Raw genomic sequence first — 21,302 nt, forward strand, 5'->3', positions numbered from 1 at the left:
GTGCCCTCATCCTCGCGTGGATCGCAGCCGAGGAGAAACCGTCCCTCCCGTCGGGCGCTGCCGGAGTGGGTCCCGCTGAAGGCCGCACCGAGCGGCGATGGCTCCTACACTGGCGCGCACGACTGCGTCATGTTCCCGATCCACGACTGCGAGGTGAGTGCGATGGTCGACCTGCTCTGGGGGATCGGCGGGATGGCAGGACTCCTGCTGATCGCCGTGGCCCTGTCCAGCAACCGTCGGGCGATTCGACTTCGCACCGTGGCGGGAGCGTTCGCCCTGCAGCTGGGGCTGGGCGTCATGGTCCTGTACTGGGGACCCGGTCAATGGGCGCTCGAGAAGGTGTCCACCGGCTTCCAAGCCGTCATCGACACCTCGAGCGAAGGCATCGCCTTCCTGTTCGGGCCGCTGCTGCCGGCAGAAGGAGAAGGCAGCATCTTCGCCCTCCAGGTGCTGCCGGTGATCATCTTCTTCGCCTCGCTGACCGCCGTGCTCTACCACTGGAAGATCCTGCCCAAGTTCGTGGCCCTGCTGGGCGGCGGCCTGGGCAAGGTGCTCGGCACCGGCCACGCCGAGTCCGTCAACGCCGCCGCCAACATCTTCGTGGGCCAGACCGAGGCGCCGCTGGTGATCCGCCCCTATATCAAGCGACTCTCGAGATCGGGGCTGTTCGCGGTGATGGTGGGCGGGCTGTCCACGGTGGCCGGGTCGGTGCTCGTGGGCTACTCGCTGCTCGGCGCGCCCCTGGAGTACCTCATCGCGGCCAGCTTCATGGCCGCCCCGGGCGCCCTGCTGATGGCCAAGATCCTGGTGCCGGAGGACGATCCCGACGCGGTGGCGCGCGAGGCGGAGCTGGTCGCGGCGAGCAGCACGTCCTCGAAGCGCCGGGGAGCGGGTGCGGACGCCGACGGGTCGAGCGCGGCCGGGGCGGGGACGGCTGATGGGGCCACCGTGACCGCTGACGAGGGGGTATCGGCCGGCACGGAGACCACGGACCGGGACGAGTCCACGTCCGCAGCCACCGAGGACGAAGCCGATGACGAGCTCGAGGAACTGCGGTACAGCAACGTCATCGACGCCGCTGCCGGGGGTGCCGCCGACGGCCTCAGACTCGCCGCGACCGTCGGCGCCATGCTGCTCGCCTTCATCTCTCTGATCGCGGTGATCAACCTGCTGATCGGTACCGTCGGCGGCTGGTTCGGCGTCGGGGACCTGACCTTCCAGCAGATCCTCGGGTGGCTGTTCGCACCGGTCATGGCGATGATCGGGGTTCCCTGGGGCGAGGCCGTGAGCTCCGGCAGCTACGTGGGCCAGAAGGTCGTGGTCAACGAGTTCGTCGCCTTCGCCGGCTTCGGCCCCGAGATCGGCAGCTTCAGCGAGAAGACCGCCGTGATCACCACCTTCGCGCTCACCGGCTTCGCGAACCTCAGCTCGCTGGGCATCCTGCTGGGCGGCCTCGGCGGCCTGGCCCCGAGCCGCCGCTCCGAGATCGCCCAGCTGGGACTGAAGGCGATCCTCGGCGGCACCCTCGCGAACCTCATGAGCGCCGCGATCGCCGGGGTCCTGCTGGTCTGAGCGGTCGCGGCGCTCCGGGAGAGAACCCGCCCGGAGTGAACGGGCCGGTGCTGCGTCAGCGACTCGCCCGAGGCGTGCGGCGAGCATTCCCTTCCACCGACTGGTGCGGGGCTCAGCGGGCGCTGTCCTCCAGCGCCTGCTGCCAGAAATCGGTCTCGAGTCGCGTGGCGGTGCGGAACACCGTGGTCAGTTCCGCGAACCGCTGGGTACTGAGGGATCCCTGCGCCAGAGCGTCCAGATGCTCGACCGCCTCGCGAGCGCCCCTCTGGAAACCCTCGCTCGCGTACTCGCCGATCCATGCGCGGTACGGATGGTCCGTGTGCTGGGCGAGCCGGGGTGCGAGGCGCTCACCGATCTCGGCGTACCCGATCGTGCACGGGGCGAGGGCCACGTTCAGCTCCAGCAGGTCGCCGCGCTGCCCGCAGTCCAGCACGTACCGGGTGTACGCGATCGTCGCGAGCTTCTCGGGGGCGGCCTCGAGACTCGCGCGCTCTATGCCCCACTGCTCGGTCAGGCGCACATGCAGCGCGGTCTCGGACAGGACCGAGGACAGCGCCGACGACGACGCCGCGAGCTCGGCCAGGCTGCGCGATTTGTAGGCGGCCAGGGCGTGGGCGCGGGCGAACTGGAGCAGGAACAGATAGTCCTGCACCAGGTAGTCCTGGAACGCGGGCAGCGGCAGCGTCCCGGCCCCGAGCTGCTCGACGAAACCGTGGCGGGTATAGGCCTCCCAGTCCGGCACGGCCGCCGCTTTGAGATCCTCGATCAGGCTCATCGGGTGCCCCCGCCCTGCTGAGCCGGCGCATGGGCCTGCGTCGCGTTCACGGGGTGCTGGTACGACTGGTCGAAGAAGTCCAGCTCGAGCTGCACAGTGCGGTCGAAGAACTCCCGCGCCCTCTCAGCGCTCGACGGGCCCACCGCATCGAGCTCGCTGCGCAGGAAGTCCACGAAGCCCACGAAGCCGGGGTCGTCGTGCAGAGTGATCCACTCGGCGTGCACGAAGTACTCGGGAAGTGGGCGGGGCGCGGCCGCTGCCCACTCCAGGTACAGCCACTCGGTGACCAGCAGAACGGCGAGGATCGCCGCGTAGTCGCGCGTCTCGGCGGCATCGTGGAACACGGCGAGGAAGCCGTCGGTCGCAGCCGTGTTCGGGACGCTCTCGCGCTGGGTCGCGGTGACTCCGAGGGCGTCGAAGGACCGCAGGAAATAGGTGTTCTCGTCCCCGGCGACCTCTCCCACGAACTGCGAGAGCCGCAGACGCGCCTCGAACGTGTTCGCCGACGCGACCCCGGCCCCGAGCAGCGCCAGGAAGCTGTCGAGGAAGCGATGATCCTGGATCAGGTACCCGGCCATGACGTCGTCGGCGATCGACCCGTCGTGCAGTTCGTGGACGAAGCGGTGCCCGGTGGCGGACGCCCAGGTGGGGTCGCTGCCCTCACGCAGGGAGCGGGTGAATGACGTGCTCATGGGGAGCTCTCCTCCTCGGTCGGTGACCCGGATGCGTCTCTCGCAGCCGGAACGACGTGGGGCCCGCCGACGAGACGAGCACGCTCGAGAAGCCATGCCGTGTGGGCATGACGGTGTGAGGAGGTGCAGGCATGACGGTGCATGACGGTGCAGTGTGGCGTGATGGTGCGAGCAGTGCGACGCTCATCCATGACATCCCTCCGCGAGTGTGAGCTCGATCAGGTTCGGCGGGTGTGTTCTCAGCCCCGATGGGGCACCCCGTGTCGTGGTGAGACCGTATCGCGCCCGTCCCGGTATCCGAAACGGTGTCCGCCGTTGGCACAGGTTCCGGCTCAGCCCGGCTGCCCGCGGGGAGCGCGACGCCTCGCCGCCGGGCTGCCCGCGGGGAGCGCGACGCCTCGCGGCCCGGCTGGAATGCTGCTCGAGAGCGTCGTCGAAGGCCGTTGTGACCCTGCGCAGGTTTTGTGAGTGGCAAGACCTGCGCATGGTCACAACAGCGCGCGAAGGTGGCAGCGGGGGCGCGCGCATCGCGGATGAGGAGGGTCTGCCCCGGGGTGCGGCTCTTAGGGTGGACTACTGCTCAAAGGCCGCCTCGTCGACGGGCGTTGTGACCTTGCGCAGGCTTTGCGAGCGGCAAGACGTGCGTATGGTCGCAATGGTGCGCGGTGGTGGCAGGTGAGGGGCGCGGGTGGCAGCTGAGGCGGGCCCTGCCCCGGGTGGTCGTGCCCCGGGGCGGGGCCCTTCCAGAGTCTGCGTCAGAGGGTGGTGGTGAAGGGATCGAAGTCGGCGGGCATGGGCTCGACCTCGGCGAAGGTGGAGTTCACCTCGACGATCGAGCCCTCGTCGATGGCTGTCTCGATGGCGACCATGATGTCCAGGACGTGCGCGGCGATCTCGCCCTGCGCACGGTGGGGGACACCGGCGCGGATCGCCCGTGCCATCTCCAGCACGCCCAGGCCGCGGCCGGTGGTGGCGCCGGTGGCCGGGACCGGGGTCGGCTCGTCGCCGCGGTAGACGGTCAGCGCCGAGTCGCCGTCGAAGACGTTGGGGTCGGGGAAGGCGAGCGTGGCGTCGGTGCCGTAGACCTCGACGAAGCCGGCCCGCTTGTGGGGGGAGTCGAAGCTCAGCAGCACGGTCGCGTTCTGGCCCGAGGCGAAGCGCAGCAGCGCCGAGACCTGCGTGGGCACGGTGACGTCGAAGACCTCGCCGGCCTTCGGGCCCGAGCCGATGGTGCGCTGCTCGCGCGCCTTGGAACCGGCGGCGGAGACGCTCGTGACCGGACCGAGGGCGAGCACCAGGGTGGTCGCGTAGTAGGGCGCGATGTCGTACAGCGGCCCCGCCCCCTCCTGGAAGAGGAACGCCGGGTTGGGGTGCCAGTCCTCCGGGCCCGGGGTCTGGAACAGCGTCAGCGCACTGGCGGGGGTGCCGATCGTGCCGTCGCGCAGAGTGCGCAGGGCCGTCTGGATACCGGCGCCGAGCACCGTGTCCGGGGCGCCGCCCACGCGCACGCCCGCGGCGTCGGCCGCCTCGAGCAGGGTCTTCGCGTCGGCCGGATCGGTGGTGATCGGCTTCTCGGTCCACACGTGCTTGCCGGCGGCGACGATGGCCTGGGAGATCTCGGCGTGCGCGGTGGGGATCGTCAGGTTGATGACGATCTCGACCTCGGGGTGATCCAGCACGTCCTGCGTGGTGCCGGAGGCGGGGACGGAGAACTCCTCGGCGCGCTTCGCGGCGGCCTCGGGGAACAGGTCGCCGATGATGTGCACGGCGATGTCCGGGAAGGACGTCAGGTTCTCGAGATACTGACCGGAGATGGTTCCGGCGCCGATGATGCCGACGCCGACGGGGCCAGAGGAGTTCTGGGAGTTCACAGGTGAGTTCCTTCGTGCAGTGGGGTGAGCTGTCAGTGCGAGTGCGAGTGCGAGTGCGAGTGCGGTTGCGGTTGCGGTTGCGAGTTCTGCGGGGCCGAGCCGGGCGCGGGAGCCGGGTCGAGAGAGGGTGCGACGGTCCGCGAGCGAGGCCCGACGGCTTCGACCAGGCCGCCGACATGCTGGTCGTGCGCGCCCAACTCGATCACGTCGAGTGCAATGCCCGCGGAGGCTTCCAGAGTCTGGGCGGGTGGGGCGTTACTTCACGGCGCCGGCGGTCAGGCCTGCGACGAAGTTCTTCTGCATCATCAGGAAGCCGACGACCACCGGGATCGACACCGCGAGCGAGGCAGCGAGGACCTGGTTCCAGTACACGTTGGTCTGCGTGGCGTACTGCCGCAGACCGACGGCCAAGGTGCGGGTCTCCTCCGTCGTCAGCACGGAGGCGAACAGCACTTCTCCCCAGGCCGTCATGAAGGCGTAGATCGCCACCGCGACGATGCCGGGGCGGGCAGCGGGCAGGATGATGCGCAGCAGGATGGTGAGATTGCTGGCGCCGTCGACCTTGCCGGCCTGGTCCAGCTCGTTCGGGATGCCGTCGAAGTAGCCCACCAGCATCCAGATCGCGAACGGCAGCGAGAACGTCAGGTACGTGATGATCAGGCCGATGCGGGTGCCCACCAGCGGCACCCCGAAGGTCGCGTCGATGTTCACGAAGATCAGGTACAGCGGCAGCAGGAACAGCACGCCGGGGAACATCTGGGTGGACAGCACCGTGGTCATGAACGGGCCGCGGCCGCGGAATCGCCAGCGGGAGACGGCGTAGGCGGCGAGGGTCGCGACGGCGACGCTGAACAGGGTCGCGACCGAGGTGACGATCAGCGAGTTCATGAAGTAGCGCGCCAGCGGCACCGTCGACCACATCTCGACGAACGGCTCGACGGTGATGCGGGTGGGGATCCAAGAGAACCCGGCCTGCACATCGCCCAGCGGCTTCATCGAGGTGGTGATCATGACGTACAGCGGCACGGCCACGAACACACTGAGACCGACCAGCACGATGGCGCGGAAGATCTTCTCTCCGACGGTCTCACGCATTGTTCTTCTCCTTCTTCCACTGGGTGAAGTAGAGGTACACCAACGACACCGCCAGCAGGAACAGCAGCAGGAGCACGCTCATCGCGCTGCCGACGCCGAAGTCCCAGGACAGGAACGAGGAGTTGTAGATGTGGAAGCTGATGAGGTCGCCGGCCGGTGGCTGCGCCGTCCCGAACAGCACGTACGGGGTGTTGAAGTCGTTGAACACCCACAGGAACATCACCAGTAGCATGGTCTGGTTGACCGGGGCCAGCATCGGCAGGGTCACCGAACGCCACTGGCGCATGGGGGTGGCACCGTCCATCGCGGAGGCTTCGTAGAGCTCTCCGGGGATGGACTGCAGGCCGGCCATGAACATGAGGAAGGCGAAGGGCCACATCCGCCAGATCGCGACGACCACCACGGAGATGAAGGCGTTGTCGCCGATCAGCCAGAACGGGGCGGAGTCCAGGATGCCCAGCTGGTTCACGAGGAAGTGGTTCACGGCGCCGGTGTCCCGCTGGAGCATGAAGTTCCAGGTGATCACCGAGGCGTACAGCGGCAGGGCATAGGGGATCAGGAACAGGGTGCGGAACACGCCGCGGCCCCGGAAGGGTCGCTGGAGCGCGACCGCGGCGGCCATGCCGAGAGTCCAGCTGATGCCCACCACGAGCGCGGTGAACGCGAGGGTCACCAGGAAGGAGTTCAGGAACTCCTGGCCGACGGGGGTGTTGAGGTCGATCGCGATCTGGAAGTTCTCCAGGCCGGCGAAGGGCGCCTCCGTCCAGCGGCGGATGAAGAACTTCGTGAGCTCGACGAAGCTCATCCAGAACCCGGTGGCCATCGGGACGATGTGGATCAGCAGTTCGAGGATCACTGCGGGCGCGAGGATCAGGTACGGGAACAGGTGGCGGCGCGGGCGGCGCGGCGCCGGCCGGTCAGCACTCTGCGGAGGCGTCCTGGTGCTCTCCGGGGCAGTCTTGCTGGGCATGGGGCTCTTCTCTTCGAGGCGGCGCGGGACGTGCGGCGGCCGACGGGGGAGTGGTTCCCCGTCGGCCGCAGTGCACCTCAGGCGCGGATCGAGTCCTGCGCGGTCTGCATGGCGACGACGACATCGTCACGGGTGACGGTTCCGCCGGTGGCGATGGTGGCGAACATGGTGTTCATGGCCTGGCCGACGGAGGTCTCGAACTGGTCCTCCCACGGCACCAGCGGCAGTGGCTCGGCGCGCTCGCCGTAGATCTCCATGAACATGTCTGCCTGCTCGGTGTCGTCGGTGAAGGTGGGCTCACCATCGACCAGCACGGGCAGTGAGGCGAAGGGTTCGCCCAGCTCCGCCTGGGACTCCTCGGAGGTCATGAAGTTCAGGAACTGCAGGGCGCCGTCGACGTTCTCGGTGTCCTTCATGATCGCGAGGTTGATGCCGGCCAGGTGCGAGGCGCAGTCGTCGACGGCGTCGGCCGGGGCGGGGAACGGGATCGCCGCGAACTGGTCAGCGCTCATGCCGTTGGACTCGATGGTGGCGTGGGCGTTGTTCTGGTTGATGATCAACGCCGCCTCGCCGTTGGCGAAGGAGGTCACGGACTTGGTGCCGTTGTCGAACTGCGCGTTGGAGGGGTTGACGACCTTGTGCTCCTGCATGAGGTCGAGGTAGCGCATGATGCCGTCGACGACGCCGTCCTCGGTGAAGGAGGGCTTGCCGTCCTCGGTGTTCAGCGAGGCGCCGTTCTGGGTGGCGTTGATGAACGCGAAGTGGTTGTTCTCCGTATAGGAGCCCGCGGCCAGGGACATGCCGTAGACGCCGGCGTCCTCGTCGGTCAGCGCCTTGGCGGCCTCGACCATCTCCTCCCAGGTGGTGGGCGGTTCGATGCCGGCGTCGGCGAACATCTGCACGTTGTAGTACATGCCGTAGGCCAGGCCGTACAGCGGGATCGAGGTGGGGTCGGTGTCGACCGCGCCGCCGGTGGCCAGTGCCGCCGGGACGTAGCGGTCGCGGCCGCCGAGCGCCTCGAACTGCTCGTCACCGAGGTCGAGGAGCCCGCCGGTGGCCTGGAGGCTGACGCCCCAGGTGTTGCCGATGTTGACCACGTCGGGGCCCTGACCGGAGGTGATGGCGGTCTGGATGCGGGTCTGGAGATCGGCCCAGCCGATCACCTCGAGGTCCACGGCGATACCGGTCTCCTCGGTGAACCGCTCGAGGACAGGGGTGAGGATCTCCTTGTCGTTCTCGAGGCTGGTGCCCTGGTTGGAGGCCCAGTAGGTCAACGAGTCGGGGCTCTCATTGGAGCCGCCGGAGCCGGAGCCGCAGGCAGCAAGGCCGGCCATACCGGCAGCGGCGAGGGGAGCAGCGGTCAGAAGTGTGCGTCGTCGCATCGAAAGACTCCTTGGTGCACCGTCGTGGGTGGTGAGCGGTGAGAGCGGGGGAGGCGGGCGCCCTCGTGGGCATCACGCCAGACTGCTTAATCGATTCGAACTTAATCGATTCGGCGAGTATGGCAACGGCTGAGCGCGACTGTCAACGGGGTAACGTCACGGAGCGGTCACGGTGTGTGACGCCCTATGGCGGTGCGTGACGACGCCGTGGTGTGGGCGTCGCACTGCCTAGCCGGATGCACGCCCTCCGCTGCCTGTTGCCTGCCGCCCGGTGGCCTGCGGGCACCGGGCGGCGGTCCACGGCCGACGACGGCCCGGAGGGCTCAGACGGTGCCGGTGGATTCGCGGGGGATCAGCGTGGCCGGGTCGATCTGCAGCACCGAGCGCTCCTGGATCTCCCCCCTGATCTGTCGGATCAGCAGGTCACCGGCGCTGCGGCCCATGTCGAAGGGGCGGCGGGCGAGCGCGGTGATGGCCGGGGAGGTCAGCTCGGCGATCAGCGAGTCGTCCCAGCTGACCAGCCCGAGCTCCGTGGGGATCACGACGCCTTGGCGCAGAGCTCCGCGCAGGGCCCCGATCGCGATCAGGTCGCTCGAGGCGATCACGGCGGGCCGATTGCTGAGGTGGAGGTCGGAGGCCTCGAGTGCGGCGAGGCCGGCATCGATCGTGTACGCGCCGGAGGCGTGCGAGTGGGGGACCCCGTATTCGCCGGACAGCTCGGCCAGCAGCTCGAGCCGGCGCCGCTCATGGGCGTACTCGGACGGGCCGGTGAGCTGGATGAACCCGTCGTACCCCTGCGCGAGGACGTGCTCGACCACGGTGCGGGCGTCCTCGGCCTCCGCGGTCGTGACCTTCGCGAAGGACTCGGGCCCGCAGTAGTGGCCGAGCATCGAGAAGTCCATGTTCAGGGCCTCGAGCACGGCCGGCCGATGGTCGTCCTCGGCGAGGTCCAGGAGCACCACGCCATCCACCCGGCGCTGATGGGACCAGGTGCGGAACACATCGGACTCCTCGTCGGCGCCTCCGCGCACGAATCGGATCAGCAGCTCGTAGCCGTGGGCGGAGGTCGCCGACTCGATGCCCGCCGTCACCGAGGAGTAGAACGGCTCCCGGGATACTTCCTCCGGATCTCTGACCAGCACAAGTCCGATGTTTCCGCTGCGACCTCGACGCAGGGCCTGGGCGCCGGAATGCGGCGTCCAGCCCACCTGCTGGGCGTGCTCGAGCACGCGACTGCGCAGGGCGGCGCTGACGCCAGGCTTGTCGTTGAGCGCGTAGCTCACGGTGGCGGGGGAGATGCCGAGGTCATGCGCGATCGTGGCGACGGTGGGGCGTGAGGACTTCCGCGGCATGGGACTGCTTCCGGGTCGGGCGGCGGGACCGCCGAGCGTGAGGATCTCCAGCGCAGTGGTCGCCGCTGGTCGGCACGGCCGCTGGATGCGCACATGATAGATCCCAGGTCTGGTCCGGGCCGTGGGGGAGCGTGGGTCCCGGTATCTCTCAGCCTCGCAGCAGGATCCAGATCAGCAGCTGAGTGAGCAGGAACCCCGCGACGAGATTCATGCCGAGGAAGCGTCGCCATCCGGGGTGCGCCTGGGCGCTGTGCTCGTCGGTCAGGCCCCGATAGCGCCAGATGCTGACGACGTACGGGATGACCAGCAGTGACGCGAGCGCCGCCGGCCAGCCCGTGGTGAGCATGACCGCCCCGGCCCCGGCGTACAGTCCGCTCGAGAGGAGCACCGTCCTGTGCGCGCCCAGGACGGTCGCGATCGAGCCGATCCCGGCCTCGCGGTCCGGCACGATGTCCTGCACGGCACCGAAGGCGTGCGATGCCATTCCCCACAGGAAGAAGGCGGACAGGGCGGCGAGGGCGGTGGCTCCCCACGGCGCCCCGGTGAGGGCGAGTCCCACGGCGGCGGGGCCGACGAAGTGCGTCGACGAGGTGACCGAGTCGAGCACCGGACGCTCCTTCAGCCGCAGGCCGGGCACTGAGTATGCCACCACAGCGGCGAGCACGACGGTCAGGATGAGCGTGGAGGCGATGCTTCCCCATGCGATCAGCGCCAGCACGAACGGCGCCGCCAGCAGGCCGGCCGCCCACGCGGTGGCCGTGTGCCAGCGACGGTCCAGGACGATGCCCTCGACCCCGCCCTTGCGGGGATTGCGGAGGTCCGACTCGTGATCGAAGACGTCGTTGATGCCGTACATGAGCAGGTTGTACGGGACCAGGAAGAACACCGTCCCGAGCACCAGCGTCGCGGTGATCTGTCCACCGGCCAGGAGATAGGCCGCAGCGAAGGGGTAGGCCGTGTTGATCCAGCTCAGCGGGCGGGAGGTGCCCAGGAGCTGGCGGGCCATACCGGGGGCGGCGGTCGCGGCGGTCATCGGGCCTCCGTCGGGGTGAGCAGGAGCCACAGCGAGGGCAGCAGCAGTCCGGCCGCGACCGGCCACGCCAGATCCTCGACGGGGACCAGGCCGAGCATCACGCCACTGAGCAGGGACTCCTCGAAGCGGAACAGATCTGCCGCGATCATCACGGTGTCGAAGATGAGGGTGAGGGCCAGGAGCACCAGAACGGTCGCCGCGGTCACGGCCCACCAGCGTTTGCCGGGGCGGCGCACCACGGCGGCGGTCACGGTCATCAGGACGGGAGGGATCAGGAACACGGCGGCGAGAGCGGCGTAGGTCATCGGTCCTCCGTCGCGGATCGTCGGCGCGCCGCCGTGGCGAGGAGCGCCCACAGCACCAGGGTCGTGTAGCTGAGGAAGGCGATGAAGACGAGCTCCTCGATCGGCAGCTCCGGGGCCAGCATCAGCCCGGTCATCGCCGAGCTCTCCCCGATCCCGTAGTGACCGGCGGCGATCGCGGCGAGATCCCAGGCCAGGAAGAAGCCGATGCCGATGCAGAGCGTGAGGACGGCGCGTCGCGGAGCCCGCCACAGCACGAGGCGGAACCGGCGGTCCAGCAGGGCCATGCAGAACGTCGGGACCAGCAGTGCCGCGAGGTAGAGGCCGGGCATCATGCGCCTGCCCCGGCACTGCCCGCCCCGGCAGTGCCTGCCCCGATGCCGCCGGTCCCACGATGTCCCTGTCCGCCGCTGCCCGCCGTGGCCGGCGGCTCGGGCAGCGGGGACGACGAGCGGTCCCCTCGCAGCCGCTTGGCGACGAGCTCCGCGCTGATCAGACACATCGGCAGGCCGACCCCGGGGATCGTGCTGGAGCCGGCATAGAGCAGCGCGTCGATGCGACGGGAGGCGTTGCCGGCGCGGAAGAACGCGCTCTGACCCAGCGTGTGCGCGGGCCCGAGCATGCTTCCGCGCCAGGCCCCGAGATCGGTGGTGAAGTCCGCTGGGCCGATCGTGCGTCGCACCACCACACGGTCGGCCAGATCGGGCACGCCGACCCTGGCCGCGATCTGTGCGATGGCGTCGTCGGCGATGCGCTCCACGGCCGCGGAGCCGGCGCCGTCCACCCCGCCGTGACCGAGACCTGCATCCGCCGGGACCGGGACCAGCACGAACAGGTTCTCGTGCCCCGCCGGCGCGACGGAGGGGTCGGTCGCCGAGGGCCGGCACACGTAGGTCGAGGCCGGAGAGGGGACGCGCCCGTCGCGAATCGCTGTGAAGTTCTCGCGCCAGTCGCTGGTGAACAGCAGGCTGTGATGCGCGAGCTGGGGCAGCTTCCCCCGTACCCCGAGCAGGACCAGCACCGCGCCCGGGCCGCTGACGCGGCGCTGCCACCACGACTCCGGGTAGGTCTGCAGCTCAGGAGGCAGCATCGTGGTCTCCACGTGGTGCAGATCGGCGGTCGCGACGACGACGTCCGCGCTCAGGGTGCGCCGGGTCCCGTCGGCGCCCTGCACCTCCACGCCGCTCGCGCGCGGCCGACGGTCCCGTCTCTCCTGCTGACTGAGTGAGGCCCGCCCGATGCGCCGCTCGCCCGGGGCGGTGAGGACCCGCGTGGCCCGGGTCGCCGTGTGCAGGCGCACGCCCTGCTGCGCGGCGAGGTCGACCATCACGTCGATCAGGCGGGCGAATCCACCCTGCGGGTACTGCACCCCGCCGGTCAGATCCAAGGCGCTCATCAGGTGGTACATGCTCGGCGTACGGTCCGGTGACGAGCCCAGGAACACCGCGGGGTAGCCGAGGATCTGTCGCAGTCGCGGGTCCCGGAACCGCCGTGCGACGAAACGGTCGAGCGGCTGGGTGAGCAGGGACAGCAGCTGGGGTGCCTTCGTCGCGACGCGCGGGGAGAGGAAGGGGAGCGCGGAGGTGAACGAGGTGTACAGGAAGCGCTCCAGAGCCATGTCGTAGGTGCGCCCCGCGGAGTCGAGGTACTGGGCGAGTCGCCGTCCCGCGCCCGGTTCGATCGCGTCGAAGGTGTCGGCGTTGCGCGCGGCGGAGGCCCGGATGTCGATCGGATCCTCGTGGCCCTCGAAGAACACCCGGTACCCGGGATCCAGCGGCCGCAGGTCGAGCTGCTCGGCGGCGGAGGTGCCGAGCAGGCGGAAGTAGTGGTCGAACACCTCGGGCATCAGGTACCAGGAGGGGCCGGTGTCGAAGCGGAAGCCGGCCTGCTCCCAGGAGCCGGCACGGCCGCCGAGCACCTCGCGGGCTTCGACGAGATCGACCTGGTAGCCGTCGCGGGCGAGCAGGGAGGCGGTCGCGAGTCCGGAGATGCCGCCGCCGATGACGACCGCGGTGCGGGCGGGCGCGGCGCTCATGGGCGGGCCCCGAGGAGGGCGCGGGCGAGGATCTGGGCCTTCTCGCGCTCGGGGACCCGGACTCGGGAGCGGCGGATCTGGGCGGCGGGGGTCGCGCGCAGTCGCCGCGACAGAGCCCGGTACAGGCCATGGGCGGCGGCGACGGCGCGACGGCTGCTCGCCGGCAGGTGGGGGATCGCGGTGGCGGCGACGTGGAGGTCGGCGTCGATCTCGTCCAGCAGCGCGTCCCGGTGCGCGTCGTCGAAGGCGGCAGGGTCCAGCCCCGGGAAGTAGGTGCGCCCCAGGAGGTCGTGGTCCTCGGCGAGGTCGCGCAGGAAGTTCACCTTCTGGAATGCGGCGCCGAGGCTCTGCGCGGGCAGGAGCAGACGCGCGTAGGAATCGTCGTCCCCGTCGACGAAGACGCGCAGGCACATCAGCCCCACCACTTCGGCGGAGCCGTGCACGTAGCGGTCCAGGCTCTCCTGGTCATGCTCGGCGACCTCGAGGTCGGCGCGCATCGAGGCGAAGAACGGGGCGATCAGTTCCGGCCCGATCCCGTATGTCCGGGCCGTGATGGCGAAGGCCTGTACCACCAGGTTGGTGCTGCGCCCGAGGTCCAGGCCCTGCGCGGTCTCCGCCTCGAGGGCGTCGAGCAGTTGCGCGCGCACCGGGGCGGTGAGCTGCGGATCCGGGTCGTCCACGGTCTCGTCGGCGACTCGCACCAGGGCGTAGATGCTGCGCACGTGGGTGCGCACCGGCTCGTCCAGGAGCCTGGAGGCCCAGCCGAACGACGTCGAGTAGCCGGCGATCACGCATCTCGCGCTCTGCTGCGCGACCCGGTCGTAGCGGGTCACGCTCGCGCGCCGTTCGGGGTGCGGCGGCGCCACTGCGCCAGGGCGGCGATCGCGATGACGGCGGCCACCAGGCCGGCGGCGACGGCAGTGGTCGGCGAGTGCGGCTGGTCGCTCGCCCGGCCGACGGCGATCCACACCAGGCCCCAGATCATCGCGAGCGGGGCCGCGATGGGTCGACGCCCGGCGACGCACAGAGCCACCCCGACGACGGCGACGACGGCGAGCACCGCGACCGCGATCACTGCGGGGATGCCGAATCCTCTGAACCCGGAACCGGCCAGTGCGGCCGCGATGTTCGCGCAGGCCGCGACGCTCACCCAGCCCAGGTACAGGCCGAAGGTGCCGTCGACGACGAGACGGCCGACGGGGCCGCGCGGCGGGCGCGCCGTGGTGCGGCGGAACAGATCTGCGAGCACCGCCAGCAGTGCGGCGATCACCAGCACGCTGAGCCATACCCAGCCTGCCTGGATCACGAGGATCCACGCGGCGTTCAGCAGCAGCGAGGCGATCGCATGCCGCGCGATCCCTCGCTCGTCGCGAGGATCCCACCACTGCCACAGCGTGTACGCACCGAGCCCGACGTAGATGACCGACCAGATCGAGAAGGCGGAGCCGGCCGGCGAGAGGTGAGTGGCATCGGCGGCGAGCAGGCCGCCGGCGGCCTCGGCGATCGGGTCCCCACCGAAAGCGCCGACGCCGATCGAGGTGCCGACCATCGCGACGAGGAAGCTGAGGGTGACCGCGATGCGGCGCCGCAGCGAGGCGCGGGCGACGGGGTCGCCGTCGGGGCGGGCGGTGGTCATGGGGTCTTCTCCTCGTCAGCGGGGTCAGCGGGGTCAGCGGTGTCGGGTCCGGGGCCCGCGGCGTTCTCGGCAGCGCGGGCGATGTTGCGCTGCATGCCCCCGAAGACGATGCCGTGGAAGGGCCATACGGCCCACCAGTACGCGTCGCCGAGCAGACCATGGGGGTGGAACACGGCGCGCTGATGCAGGACGGATCCGCCGTCGTCCGCCGCCTCGACCCCGAGTTCCAGCCAGGCCCGGCCCGGCACGCGCATCTCGGCGCGAAGAAGCAGCAGGCGCCCCGGTTCGAGACGCTCGACCCGCCACCAGTCCAGGGCCTCGCCGACGGAGAGCCGGTGGGGGTGGCGTCGGCCGCGCCGCAGCCCCGGCCCGCCGACGATGCGGTCCAGGAGGCCGCGGGTGACCCAGCCGAGCCGCCAGGAGTACCAGCCGTGCGCCCCGCCGATGCCCTCGATCACCGACCACAGCGTCTTCGGGGAGGCCTCGACGCGGCGGCTGCGCTCGTCGCCCCGGGTGACGCCGCCGGACCACTGCGGATCCTCGGGCAGAGGGGACGACGGCGCGCCCGCCGGCGCTGCGGAGTGCCAGGCAGTGGCCACGTCGAGGTCCTGGATGCGGTGCAGCGCAAGCTGGATGGCGCGGTCCACGCCCGTCAGTCCGCCCTCGGGGTCGGGAATGAGGGTGCGGACGGTGGAGTCCGAGGCGACCGATTCGTGGATCAGCGACTCGACCAGAGGTCGGGCGATCCCGGTGGGCACCGGGGTGACCAGACCGATCCAGTGACTGGCCAGGCGCGGAGTCAGGACGGGGACGGCCTGGATCCGACGCGGTCGCAGTCCGGCGGCCCGCGCGTAGGCCCGGAGGAGGTCGGCGTAGGTGAGGACATCGGTCCCGGCGATGTCGAGAGTGCGGTTCAGCTCGCCCTCGACCCGGGCGGCACCGACGAGATAGTGCAGCACGTCGCGCACGGCGATCGGTTGGATGCGGTTGTGGATCCACCGCGGCGCGATCATCACTGGCAGTCGCTCAGCGAGGTACCGCATGACCTCGAACGAGGCGCTGCCGGAGCCGAGGATCACGGCAGCGCGCAGCACGACTGTGGGCACGGCTCCGGCCAGGAGAATGTCGCCGACCTCCTTGCGGGATGCCATGTGCGCGGACAGCTTCTCGCCCTCGGGATAGATGCCCCCGAGGTAGACGATGCGGCCCACTTGGGCGTGCTCCGCGGCATCGGCGAAGGCGCGGGCCCCGGTGCGGTCGCGGCCCGCGAAGCTGCGCCCGCCGCCCATCGCGTGGATCAGGTAGTAGGCCACGTCGACGTCGGCGAGGGCCCGACGCAGGCTGGCGGGGTCCTCGACGTCGGCCTCGACGACCTCGACGTCGTCCCGCCAGGGGCGGCCGTCGAGCCGATCGGGGTGCCGAGCCATGGCGCGCACGCGCAGGCCCGCATCCAGGAGGGCGGGGATCAGGCGGCCGCCGATATAACCGGTGGCACCGGTGACCAGCACCAAGGGGGCGGGGGAGGCCGTGGTCATGCGGGCTGTCCTGTTCTCGCGGAGGAGAGATCAGCGGCGCGGAGGATCTCCTGGGTCGCGGTGGTCATGGCTCGCACCAGAGGCGCCGGCAGGCCGTGGCGTTCGGCGGCCTCGACGGCACTGGTCAGATGCCACTGTGCGAGGTCCTGCGTCCAGGCGCGGGAGCCGCAGGTGGTGAGGAGTTCGCGGGCCTGCCGGGCATCAACCTGGTCGAGGTCCGGGCGGCCGACCAGAGGCTGCAGCTGGGGCCACGCGGAGGTGGTCGAGGCGTGCGCGAGCAGCGTGGTGCGCTTGCCCTCGCGCAGGTCTCCGAGGGCGCTCTTGCCGGTGCGGCCCTCGTCGCCGAACACTCCGAGCAGATCGTCGAACAGCTGGAACCCGATGCCCAGGAGCCCGCCGATCTCGTCCAGGGCGGTCAGGATATCGGGGGACGCATCGGCCAGCAGGGCGCCCGCGTGCAGGGGGAGCTGGAAGGAGTAGGTGGCGGTCTTCAGCTCGGCGACGGCGAGGGCGTCCTGGAGGGCGGCGGTGTCATCGCAGAGTCCGAGCTGCAGGCGGACGTCGGCGAGCTCGCCGGCCGCGGAGGCGTGGACCGTGCTCTCGAAGAGGTCGAGCAGGCGGTCGACGACGGGGTCGGGGGCATCGCACCGGCTGACCGCGCGGTAGGCGGCGAGGAGGCCGAGATCGCCGGCGAGGATGCCGGCGGCGTCCGCATACCGCTGGGCGCCGTCCCGGGGGACGCCCTGCTCCCGCGCTCCGCGGGCGAAGCTGCCGGACAGCGTCGAGACACCGCGGCGGACCTGGTCGCCGTCGATGACGTCGTCCTGCACCACGAAGGCGGTGTGCAGGAGCTCGAGAGCGGCGGCGACCTGGATGGCGGCCGCCGGACGAGCCCCGTCGAGGGTGCGATGCGTGGCGACCAGCAAGGCCGGGCGGAACCGCTTCCCACCCTCTGCCGCGCGCGCGAAGGCCGCCCAGAGGTCATCGTGGTCGCGCATCGGCAGGGTGCCGGGGCGCTCGGCGCCGCGACGCAGCAGCCTCGTGAGCTCGTGGTCCACCGCCCATCGGTCCGCACTGATCATGTCGCTCTCCCGGGGGTGGGGTCGAAATGGTCGCGAAGCGCCGGCACCTGGGCGGTCATCCAGGGGCTGAGCGTCCACGGGGCCAGAACCACGAGCTCGTCGATCTCCGTGGGGGAGACCCATCGCAGGTCCATCACCTCGGCGGGGTTCGGAACCGGATCCCCTGCGGCCTCGGCGAGGAACACCGGACAGATCTCATTCTCGACCACCCCGGAGACATCCGTGGCGCGATACCGGAAATCGGGCAGGGCAGAGCGCACTGCGCGCACGTCCATGCCCAGTTCGTGCCGGGCGTGCCGGGCGAGGGCAGTGGGCATCGATTCGCCCTGGCGCGGGTGCCCGCAGAAGGAGTTGGTCCAGACTCCCGGCCAGGTGCGCTTGGTCAGCGCGCGGCGGGTGAGCAGGACGGATCCGTCCTCCCGCCGGAGGTAGCAGGAGAAGCCCAGGTGCAGCGGGGTGGTGGCGCTGTGGACGGTGGCGCGAGGCATCAGGCCGCGGGCGCGGCCGTCGGGGCTCATCAGGATCACGTGGTCCGTCTCTGCCATCTCCATCGGCACCTCCTCCCAAGTACTTAGCCTGGCTATTTAAATGGACTGTAGCATCCAGGGGTGGTCCATGAGTCAAGAGGTGCAGACGCCGGATCGGGCACGTCGTACTGGTACGACGGCGCGGATTCTGCGGTGGCGATGCTGTCGGCGGTGCGCAGCTTCCGGGTGGCCGATACGGAGCTGCGGCGCCGTATGAGCGCCGAGATGGACATGAATGTGACCGACCTCGCGGCGCTGAGGCACGTCATCGCCCACGAGTTGGCCCAGGATCCGGTCACGCCGCTGGCCCTCGCCGAGCATCTGCACATCTCGGGGGCCTCGACCTCCAAGCTGCTGGACCGCCTCACGGCCTCCGGTCACCTCGCTCGAGCACCCCACCCGCACGACGGCCGGTCCCGCATCGTCGTGGCGACGGATCACGCCCACGCGCAGGTGCGCGAGCGCCTCACCCGCATGCACGAGCGCATGCTCGATATCGCCCACGAGGTGCCGCTGGAGTCCCGGCGCGCCGTGGTCGACTTCCTGCTCTCGATGGCCGAGCATCTCGGGAGCGAGGCCATTCCCGAGAAGCTCACCCCCCGCGACCGCGGGATCGACTGAGGAGAAGAGACATGCGCTCACCCGTGCGAGAACGCGTGCAGGCCATGCTGGCGAAGGTTGCTGAGCCGGAGTCGGTCACGAGCCTGCTGCAGATCCTCAAGGGCGTCGTGGCCGGCACTGTCGCCTGGTGGCTGTCGGTGTACGTGCTGAGTTCGCAGCTGCCTTTCCTCGCCCCGTGGACCGCACTGCTGACGGTGCATGCGACGGTGTACCGATCTCTGGCCCGCGGGGTGCAGACCACGATCGCCTCGACGATCGGGGTCGCGATGTCTTTCGCGATCGGAGCCTGGTTGGGGGTGAGCGTCTGGACCTTCGCCCTTGCCCTGCTGATCGGCCTGCTCGGTGCCCGTGTCTCCTGGATCCGCGACGAAGGGGTCGCGATCGCCACCACCGCGATCTTCGTGCTGGGCAGCGGTTTCGGTGCGCAGCAGCCGTTCCTGCTCGATCGGATCCTGGAGGTCGGCCTCGGCGTCGTCGTGGGGATCGCCGTGAACCTCATGCTCATCCCGCCCCTGCGGGACCGGCAGGCCGCGCGCTACGTGGACAGCATCAACCGTCGTATGGGCGAACTTCTCACCGACATCGCCGATGGCTTCTCCGCCGCCGGGGGCACCGAGCGGGCCGACGCCTGGGTCGAGGAGACCACGTCGATGAGCGGTGAACTCTCGACCGCTTGGCAGATGGTGCACTTCGCCCGCGAGAGCGAACGGGCCAACCCGCGTCCCCGATTCCGACGGGTGCGCGCGGGCGGCATTCGCTCGGCCCGCGAGATCCCTAGCGACGAGGCCTCCTACGAGAACATCCTCTCCCGGGTGGAGGAGGGGATCTCCCATCTGCGCCATCTGGCCCGCACGCTGCGCGAGGGTGCGTACGCCGAGGGTGATTGGGATACCAACTTCCGGGAGAAGTGGGTCGCGATCGCCCGCGATGCGGGGCGGTCCATCGCGGATCCCGACGCCGAGGTGGAACCGGTCGCCGACCGTCTGTCCGCGCTGGCCGTCGACCTGGCGGACAACACGGTGCTCCCGCGGCACTCCTGGCCGCTCTACGGCTCCCTGATCTCCAGCATGCAGCACCTCACCGTCATCGTCGACGACGTCGCTTCGGCGCGGGCGGCGCGTGAAGGCGGGACGGAGAACCCTGAGGGCTGAACTGCTCCAGGCGACATCCTCGATCAGGGCCGATGTGCACGGGCTCCTCGCGACGGTGCGCGAGGAGCCCTGGGGCAGGGATGCCGTGGATCAGAACGCTCCGGCTGCCACCTGTTCGGTGCGCTCCCGCTGGCGCTCGACGTCGCGGGGGTAGACCTTGTAGAACAGGGTCCAGTAGATCGCGTTGAGCAGGTACGGGGTGACGACGAACCAGAGGAACATGGACTGGCTGCTGAAGGCCTCGGCCACGAAGCCGAGCCCCAGCACCATCAGCGCGGTCAGGCCTCCCTGGATGAGGGAGGACAGCATCGCGAAGGCGGTGGCGTTCAGCTGGGTCGGCACCACGTTGGAGACCATCGGCAGCACGCAGCCGGAGAACCCGATCGAGAACACCAGGCCCAGCAGCAGGTTGAAGGGGATGGAGACGAGGAAGCCCTCGTAGGGCACCTGGGTCACCAGGGCCACGGTGGCGGCGAAGGAGACCAGGTAGATCTGCATCAGCATGATGCGCCCCTTCTCCCCGAACTTCTTCACGAACAGGTCCGCCAGGCGGCCGCCGAGGAAGCTCGAGAAGACTGCGCCGATGGAGAAGGCCGACATCGCCATGGTGGCCTCGAAGACGCTCAAGCCGCGTTCGACGACGAGGAAGTTCGGGTAGAAGGCGAACAGCACGAGGCTGGTGACCAGCACGATCATGCCGGCCATGAGGGAGATGGTGGGGATCTTGAACAGTCGTGCGCCGTCGGAGATCTTGAACTTCCCGGCCTCGGACATCATGTCCTCGCGGGCGGTGTTCTGGCGAGGGTCCTTCACCCAGGCCGCGATGAGCACGCCGGACAGGATGGAGATCGCGCCCATCGTCCACATGGCATAGCGCCAGGCGTCGCCGTCGGGGTTGTCACCGCGGGCGAAGAGGCCGATCGCCGGCCCCATGAGGATTCCCGTGCCGGTGCCGATCGCGCGGATGGTGCCGTACGCCTTGCCGCGCTGGGACTGCTTGAACAGGTCCGGCAGCAGGCCGTTGATGATCGGTTCGGAGGCGACGGTGCCGACCACGCTGATGGAGTAGAGGATCAGCAGCCAGGTGAAGTTCGGGGCGAAGCCCGAGGCGACGGTCCACAGACCCCAGATGCCGGTGACCAGGATCAGGATCCTCTTGCGGCCGTACTTGTCGGCCATCATCGCCCAGAACGGCCCGAACAGCATGCGTGCGAACTTGCTGATCGAGCTCATCACGCCGAGCATTCCCTCGCCGATGCCGAAGGCGGCTCCGATGAGCGGGAAGAAGGTGTTGATCAGCCCGCCCTCGGAGTTGTCGACGGCCTGGGAGAAGCCCATGGCGGCCATGGCCTTGCCGTTGCCCGTGGTCTCCTCGGTACCGGTGGCGCCCGGGCGACGCCGGTCGCTGTTGACGACGGCGACGCCGGGGTCGAGGTTGGTCGGGCGCGCGAGGATCGTGCCGGTCTCGGTGGTCACCGAGCCGGGGGCGGTGTAATCCTCGCCCAGGGGGGTGTTGCCCATAATTTTCCTCTCGGGGCCGCACGGGGCGGCGTCGAACAGCAGTGTTCGAAGATATGGATGCGGAGGTTCTGCTGGCCCGCCGGGGATGTCCGACGGCCGATCCGGATCAGCGGTGATTCCGGGGTTGCCAAAGTTTGCGTCCAGCACCTG

20 protein-coding genes and 1 riboswitch are annotated in these 21,302 nt (G+C 69.9%); of the genes, 3 read left to right on the top strand and 17 right to left on the bottom strand.

Annotation, left to right across the window (positions count from 1 at the left end; all coding sequences use genetic code 11):
* The first annotated feature begins 162 nt into the window (after nt 1-162).
* Nucleotides 163-1,572, top strand: a complete 1,410-nt coding sequence (locus INT51_RS14375; protein ID WP_193106016.1) for a NupC/NupG family nucleoside CNT transporter — start codon at nt 163-165, stop codon at nt 1,570-1,572.
* 112 nt (nt 1,573-1,684) lie between these two features.
* Here the strand turns inward: INT51_RS14375 and tenA are convergent, their stop codons facing one another.
* The 16 genes from tenA to idi form a co-directional block, all read right to left on the bottom strand.
* A complete protein-coding gene (gene tenA / locus INT51_RS14380; RefSeq protein ID WP_193106017.1) occupies nt 1,685-2,347 on the bottom strand; it encodes a thiaminase II in 663 nt (220 codons plus the stop codon).
* Nucleotides 2,344-3,039: a TenA family protein gene (locus tag INT51_RS14385; RefSeq protein WP_193106018.1), complete on the bottom strand. Its 696-nt coding sequence runs from the start codon at nt 3,037-3,039 to the stop codon at nt 2,344-2,346. Before INT51_RS14385 ends, tenA begins: the two co-directional genes overlap by 4 nt.
* Before the next feature lie 178 nt (nt 3,040-3,217).
* A riboswitch (TPP riboswitch) is annotated at nt 3,218-3,310 on the bottom strand.
* A 484-nt stretch (nt 3,311-3,794) separates the two neighbouring features.
* Entirely contained in the window at nt 3,795-4,910 is a 1,116-nt protein-coding gene (locus INT51_RS14390; RefSeq protein ID WP_193106019.1) for a Gfo/Idh/MocA family protein, read from the bottom strand.
* A gap of 255 nt (nt 4,911-5,165) precedes the next feature.
* Complete coding sequence (locus INT51_RS14395) at nt 5,166-6,005, bottom strand: carbohydrate ABC transporter permease (RefSeq protein ID WP_193106020.1); 840 nt, start codon at nt 6,003-6,005, stop codon at nt 5,166-5,168.
* Nucleotides 5,998-6,975, bottom strand: coding sequence for a carbohydrate ABC transporter permease (locus INT51_RS14400; protein ID WP_193106021.1), 978 nt, complete (start codon nt 6,973-6,975; stop codon nt 5,998-6,000). The genes INT51_RS14395 and INT51_RS14400 overlap by 8 nt, the downstream gene beginning before the upstream one ends.
* Nucleotides 6,976-7,052: 77 nt before the next feature.
* Nucleotides 7,053-8,357 carry an ABC transporter substrate-binding protein gene (locus INT51_RS14405; RefSeq protein ID WP_193106022.1) on the bottom strand — a complete coding sequence of 435 codons (1,305 nt, stop codon included), beginning with the start codon at nt 8,355-8,357 and terminating at the stop codon, nt 7,053-7,055.
* Nucleotides 8,358-8,680: 323 nt separating this feature from the next.
* On the bottom strand, nt 8,681-9,709 hold the full coding sequence (locus INT51_RS14410) for a LacI family DNA-binding transcriptional regulator (protein WP_193106023.1): 1,029 nt from the start codon (nt 9,707-9,709) through the stop codon (nt 8,681-8,683).
* Nucleotides 9,710-9,857: 148 nt separating this feature from the next.
* Nucleotides 9,858-10,742, bottom strand: a complete 885-nt coding sequence (locus INT51_RS14415) for a prenyltransferase (RefSeq protein ID WP_193106024.1) — start codon at nt 10,740-10,742, stop codon at nt 9,858-9,860.
* On the bottom strand, nt 10,739-11,047 hold the full coding sequence (locus INT51_RS14420; protein WP_193106025.1) for a lycopene cyclase domain-containing protein: 309 nt from the start codon (nt 11,045-11,047) through the stop codon (nt 10,739-10,741). Before INT51_RS14420 ends, INT51_RS14415 begins: the two co-directional genes overlap by 4 nt.
* The gene (locus tag INT51_RS14425) at nt 11,044-11,376 is read right to left on the bottom strand and encodes a lycopene cyclase domain-containing protein (RefSeq protein WP_193106026.1); all 333 of its coding nucleotides are present in this window, start codon (nt 11,374-11,376) and stop codon (nt 11,044-11,046) included. The genes INT51_RS14420 and INT51_RS14425 overlap by 4 nt, the downstream gene beginning before the upstream one ends.
* Entirely contained in the window at nt 11,376-13,079 is a 1,704-nt protein-coding gene (gene crtI / locus INT51_RS14430; protein WP_193106027.1) for a phytoene desaturase family protein, read from the bottom strand. The genes INT51_RS14425 and crtI overlap by 1 nt, the downstream gene beginning before the upstream one ends.
* The gene (locus INT51_RS22335) at nt 13,076-13,912 is read right to left on the bottom strand and encodes a phytoene/squalene synthase family protein (protein ID WP_304502203.1); all 837 of its coding nucleotides are present in this window, start codon (nt 13,910-13,912) and stop codon (nt 13,076-13,078) included. Before INT51_RS22335 ends, crtI begins: the two co-directional genes overlap by 4 nt.
* A complete protein-coding gene (locus INT51_RS22340; protein ID WP_226832481.1) occupies nt 13,909-14,715 on the bottom strand; it encodes a tryptophan-rich sensory protein in 807 nt (268 codons plus the stop codon). The genes INT51_RS22335 and INT51_RS22340 overlap by 4 nt, the downstream gene beginning before the upstream one ends.
* Nucleotides 14,712-16,250, bottom strand: coding sequence for an SDR family oxidoreductase (locus INT51_RS14440; protein ID WP_193106029.1), 1,539 nt, complete (start codon nt 16,248-16,250; stop codon nt 14,712-14,714). Before INT51_RS14440 ends, INT51_RS22340 begins: the two co-directional genes overlap by 4 nt.
* A complete protein-coding gene (locus INT51_RS14445) occupies nt 16,247-17,332 on the bottom strand; it encodes a polyprenyl synthetase family protein (protein WP_193106030.1) in 1,086 nt (361 codons plus the stop codon). The genes INT51_RS14440 and INT51_RS14445 overlap by 4 nt, the downstream gene beginning before the upstream one ends.
* Nucleotides 17,329-17,883, bottom strand: a complete 555-nt coding sequence (gene idi, locus INT51_RS14450; protein WP_370540813.1) for an isopentenyl-diphosphate Delta-isomerase — start codon at nt 17,881-17,883, stop codon at nt 17,329-17,331. The genes INT51_RS14445 and idi overlap by 4 nt, the downstream gene beginning before the upstream one ends.
* A 57-nt stretch (nt 17,884-17,940) precedes the next feature.
* Between idi and INT51_RS14455 the strand changes: the two genes are divergently transcribed.
* Both INT51_RS14455 and INT51_RS14460 read left to right on the top strand, forming a co-directional pair.
* Nucleotides 17,941-18,480 carry a MarR family winged helix-turn-helix transcriptional regulator gene (locus tag INT51_RS14455; protein WP_193106031.1) on the top strand — a complete coding sequence of 180 codons (540 nt, stop codon included), beginning with the start codon at nt 17,941-17,943 and terminating at the stop codon, nt 18,478-18,480.
* 11 nt (nt 18,481-18,491) lie between these two features.
* A complete protein-coding gene (locus tag INT51_RS14460; protein WP_193106032.1) occupies nt 18,492-19,631 on the top strand; it encodes an aromatic acid exporter family protein in 1,140 nt (379 codons plus the stop codon).
* A gap of 90 nt (nt 19,632-19,721) precedes the next feature.
* Here the strand turns inward: INT51_RS14460 and INT51_RS14465 are convergent, their stop codons facing one another.
* The gene (locus tag INT51_RS14465) at nt 19,722-21,152 is read right to left on the bottom strand and encodes an MFS transporter (protein WP_193106033.1); all 1,431 of its coding nucleotides are present in this window, start codon (nt 21,150-21,152) and stop codon (nt 19,722-19,724) included.
* Between the last annotated feature and the right edge of the window lie 150 nt (nt 21,153-21,302).

Origin of the sequence: Brachybacterium sp. FME24 (assembly GCF_014897705.1) — a bacterium.
Lineage (GTDB): Bacteria > Actinomycetota > Actinomycetes > Actinomycetales > Dermabacteraceae > Brachybacterium.

What these genes read in the sequence shown, in the direction of transcription:
- INT51_RS14375 (WP_193106016.1), top strand. Translation starts at nt 163, where the DNA reads ATGGTCGACCTGCTCTGGGGGATCGGCGGGATGGCAGGACTCCTGCTG.
- idi (WP_370540813.1), bottom strand. Translation starts at nt 17,883, where the DNA reads ATGGAGATGGCAGAGACGGACCACGTGATCCTGATGAGCCCCGACGGC.
- INT51_RS22340 (WP_226832481.1), bottom strand. Translation starts at nt 14,715, where the DNA reads ATGACCACCGCCCGCCCCGACGGCGACCCCGTCGCCCGCGCCTCGCTG.
- INT51_RS14405 (WP_193106022.1), bottom strand. Translation starts at nt 8,357, where the DNA reads ATGCGACGACGCACACTTCTGACCGCTGCTCCCCTCGCCGCTGCCGGT.
- INT51_RS14415 (WP_193106024.1), bottom strand. Translation starts at nt 10,742, where the DNA reads ATGACCGCCGCGACCGCCGCCCCCGGTATGGCCCGCCAGCTCCTGGGC.
- INT51_RS14440 (WP_193106029.1), bottom strand. Translation starts at nt 16,250, where the DNA reads ATGACCACGGCCTCCCCCGCCCCCTTGGTGCTGGTCACCGGTGCCACC.
- INT51_RS14425 (WP_193106026.1), bottom strand. Translation starts at nt 11,376, where the DNA reads ATGCCCGGCCTCTACCTCGCGGCACTGCTGGTCCCGACGTTCTGCATG.
- INT51_RS14400 (WP_193106021.1), bottom strand. Translation starts at nt 6,975, where the DNA reads ATGCCCAGCAAGACTGCCCCGGAGAGCACCAGGACGCCTCCGCAGAGT.
- INT51_RS14465 (WP_193106033.1), bottom strand. Translation starts at nt 21,152, where the DNA reads ATGGGCAACACCCCCCTGGGCGAGGATTACACCGCCCCCGGCTCGGTG.
- INT51_RS14460 (WP_193106032.1), top strand. Translation starts at nt 18,492, where the DNA reads ATGCGCTCACCCGTGCGAGAACGCGTGCAGGCCATGCTGGCGAAGGTT.
- crtI (WP_193106027.1), bottom strand. Translation starts at nt 13,079, where the DNA reads ATGAGCGCCGCGCCCGCCCGCACCGCGGTCGTCATCGGCGGCGGCATC.
- INT51_RS14420 (WP_193106025.1), bottom strand. Translation starts at nt 11,047, where the DNA reads ATGACCTACGCCGCTCTCGCCGCCGTGTTCCTGATCCCTCCCGTCCTG.
- INT51_RS14445 (WP_193106030.1), bottom strand. Translation starts at nt 17,332, where the DNA reads ATGATCAGTGCGGACCGATGGGCGGTGGACCACGAGCTCACGAGGCTG.
- INT51_RS14385 (WP_193106018.1), bottom strand. Translation starts at nt 3,039, where the DNA reads ATGAGCACGTCATTCACCCGCTCCCTGCGTGAGGGCAGCGACCCCACC.
- INT51_RS14395 (WP_193106020.1), bottom strand. Translation starts at nt 6,005, where the DNA reads ATGCGTGAGACCGTCGGAGAGAAGATCTTCCGCGCCATCGTGCTGGTC.
- tenA (WP_193106017.1), bottom strand. Translation starts at nt 2,347, where the DNA reads ATGAGCCTGATCGAGGATCTCAAAGCGGCGGCCGTGCCGGACTGGGAG.
- INT51_RS14410 (WP_193106023.1), bottom strand. Translation starts at nt 9,709, where the DNA reads ATGCCGCGGAAGTCCTCACGCCCCACCGTCGCCACGATCGCGCATGAC.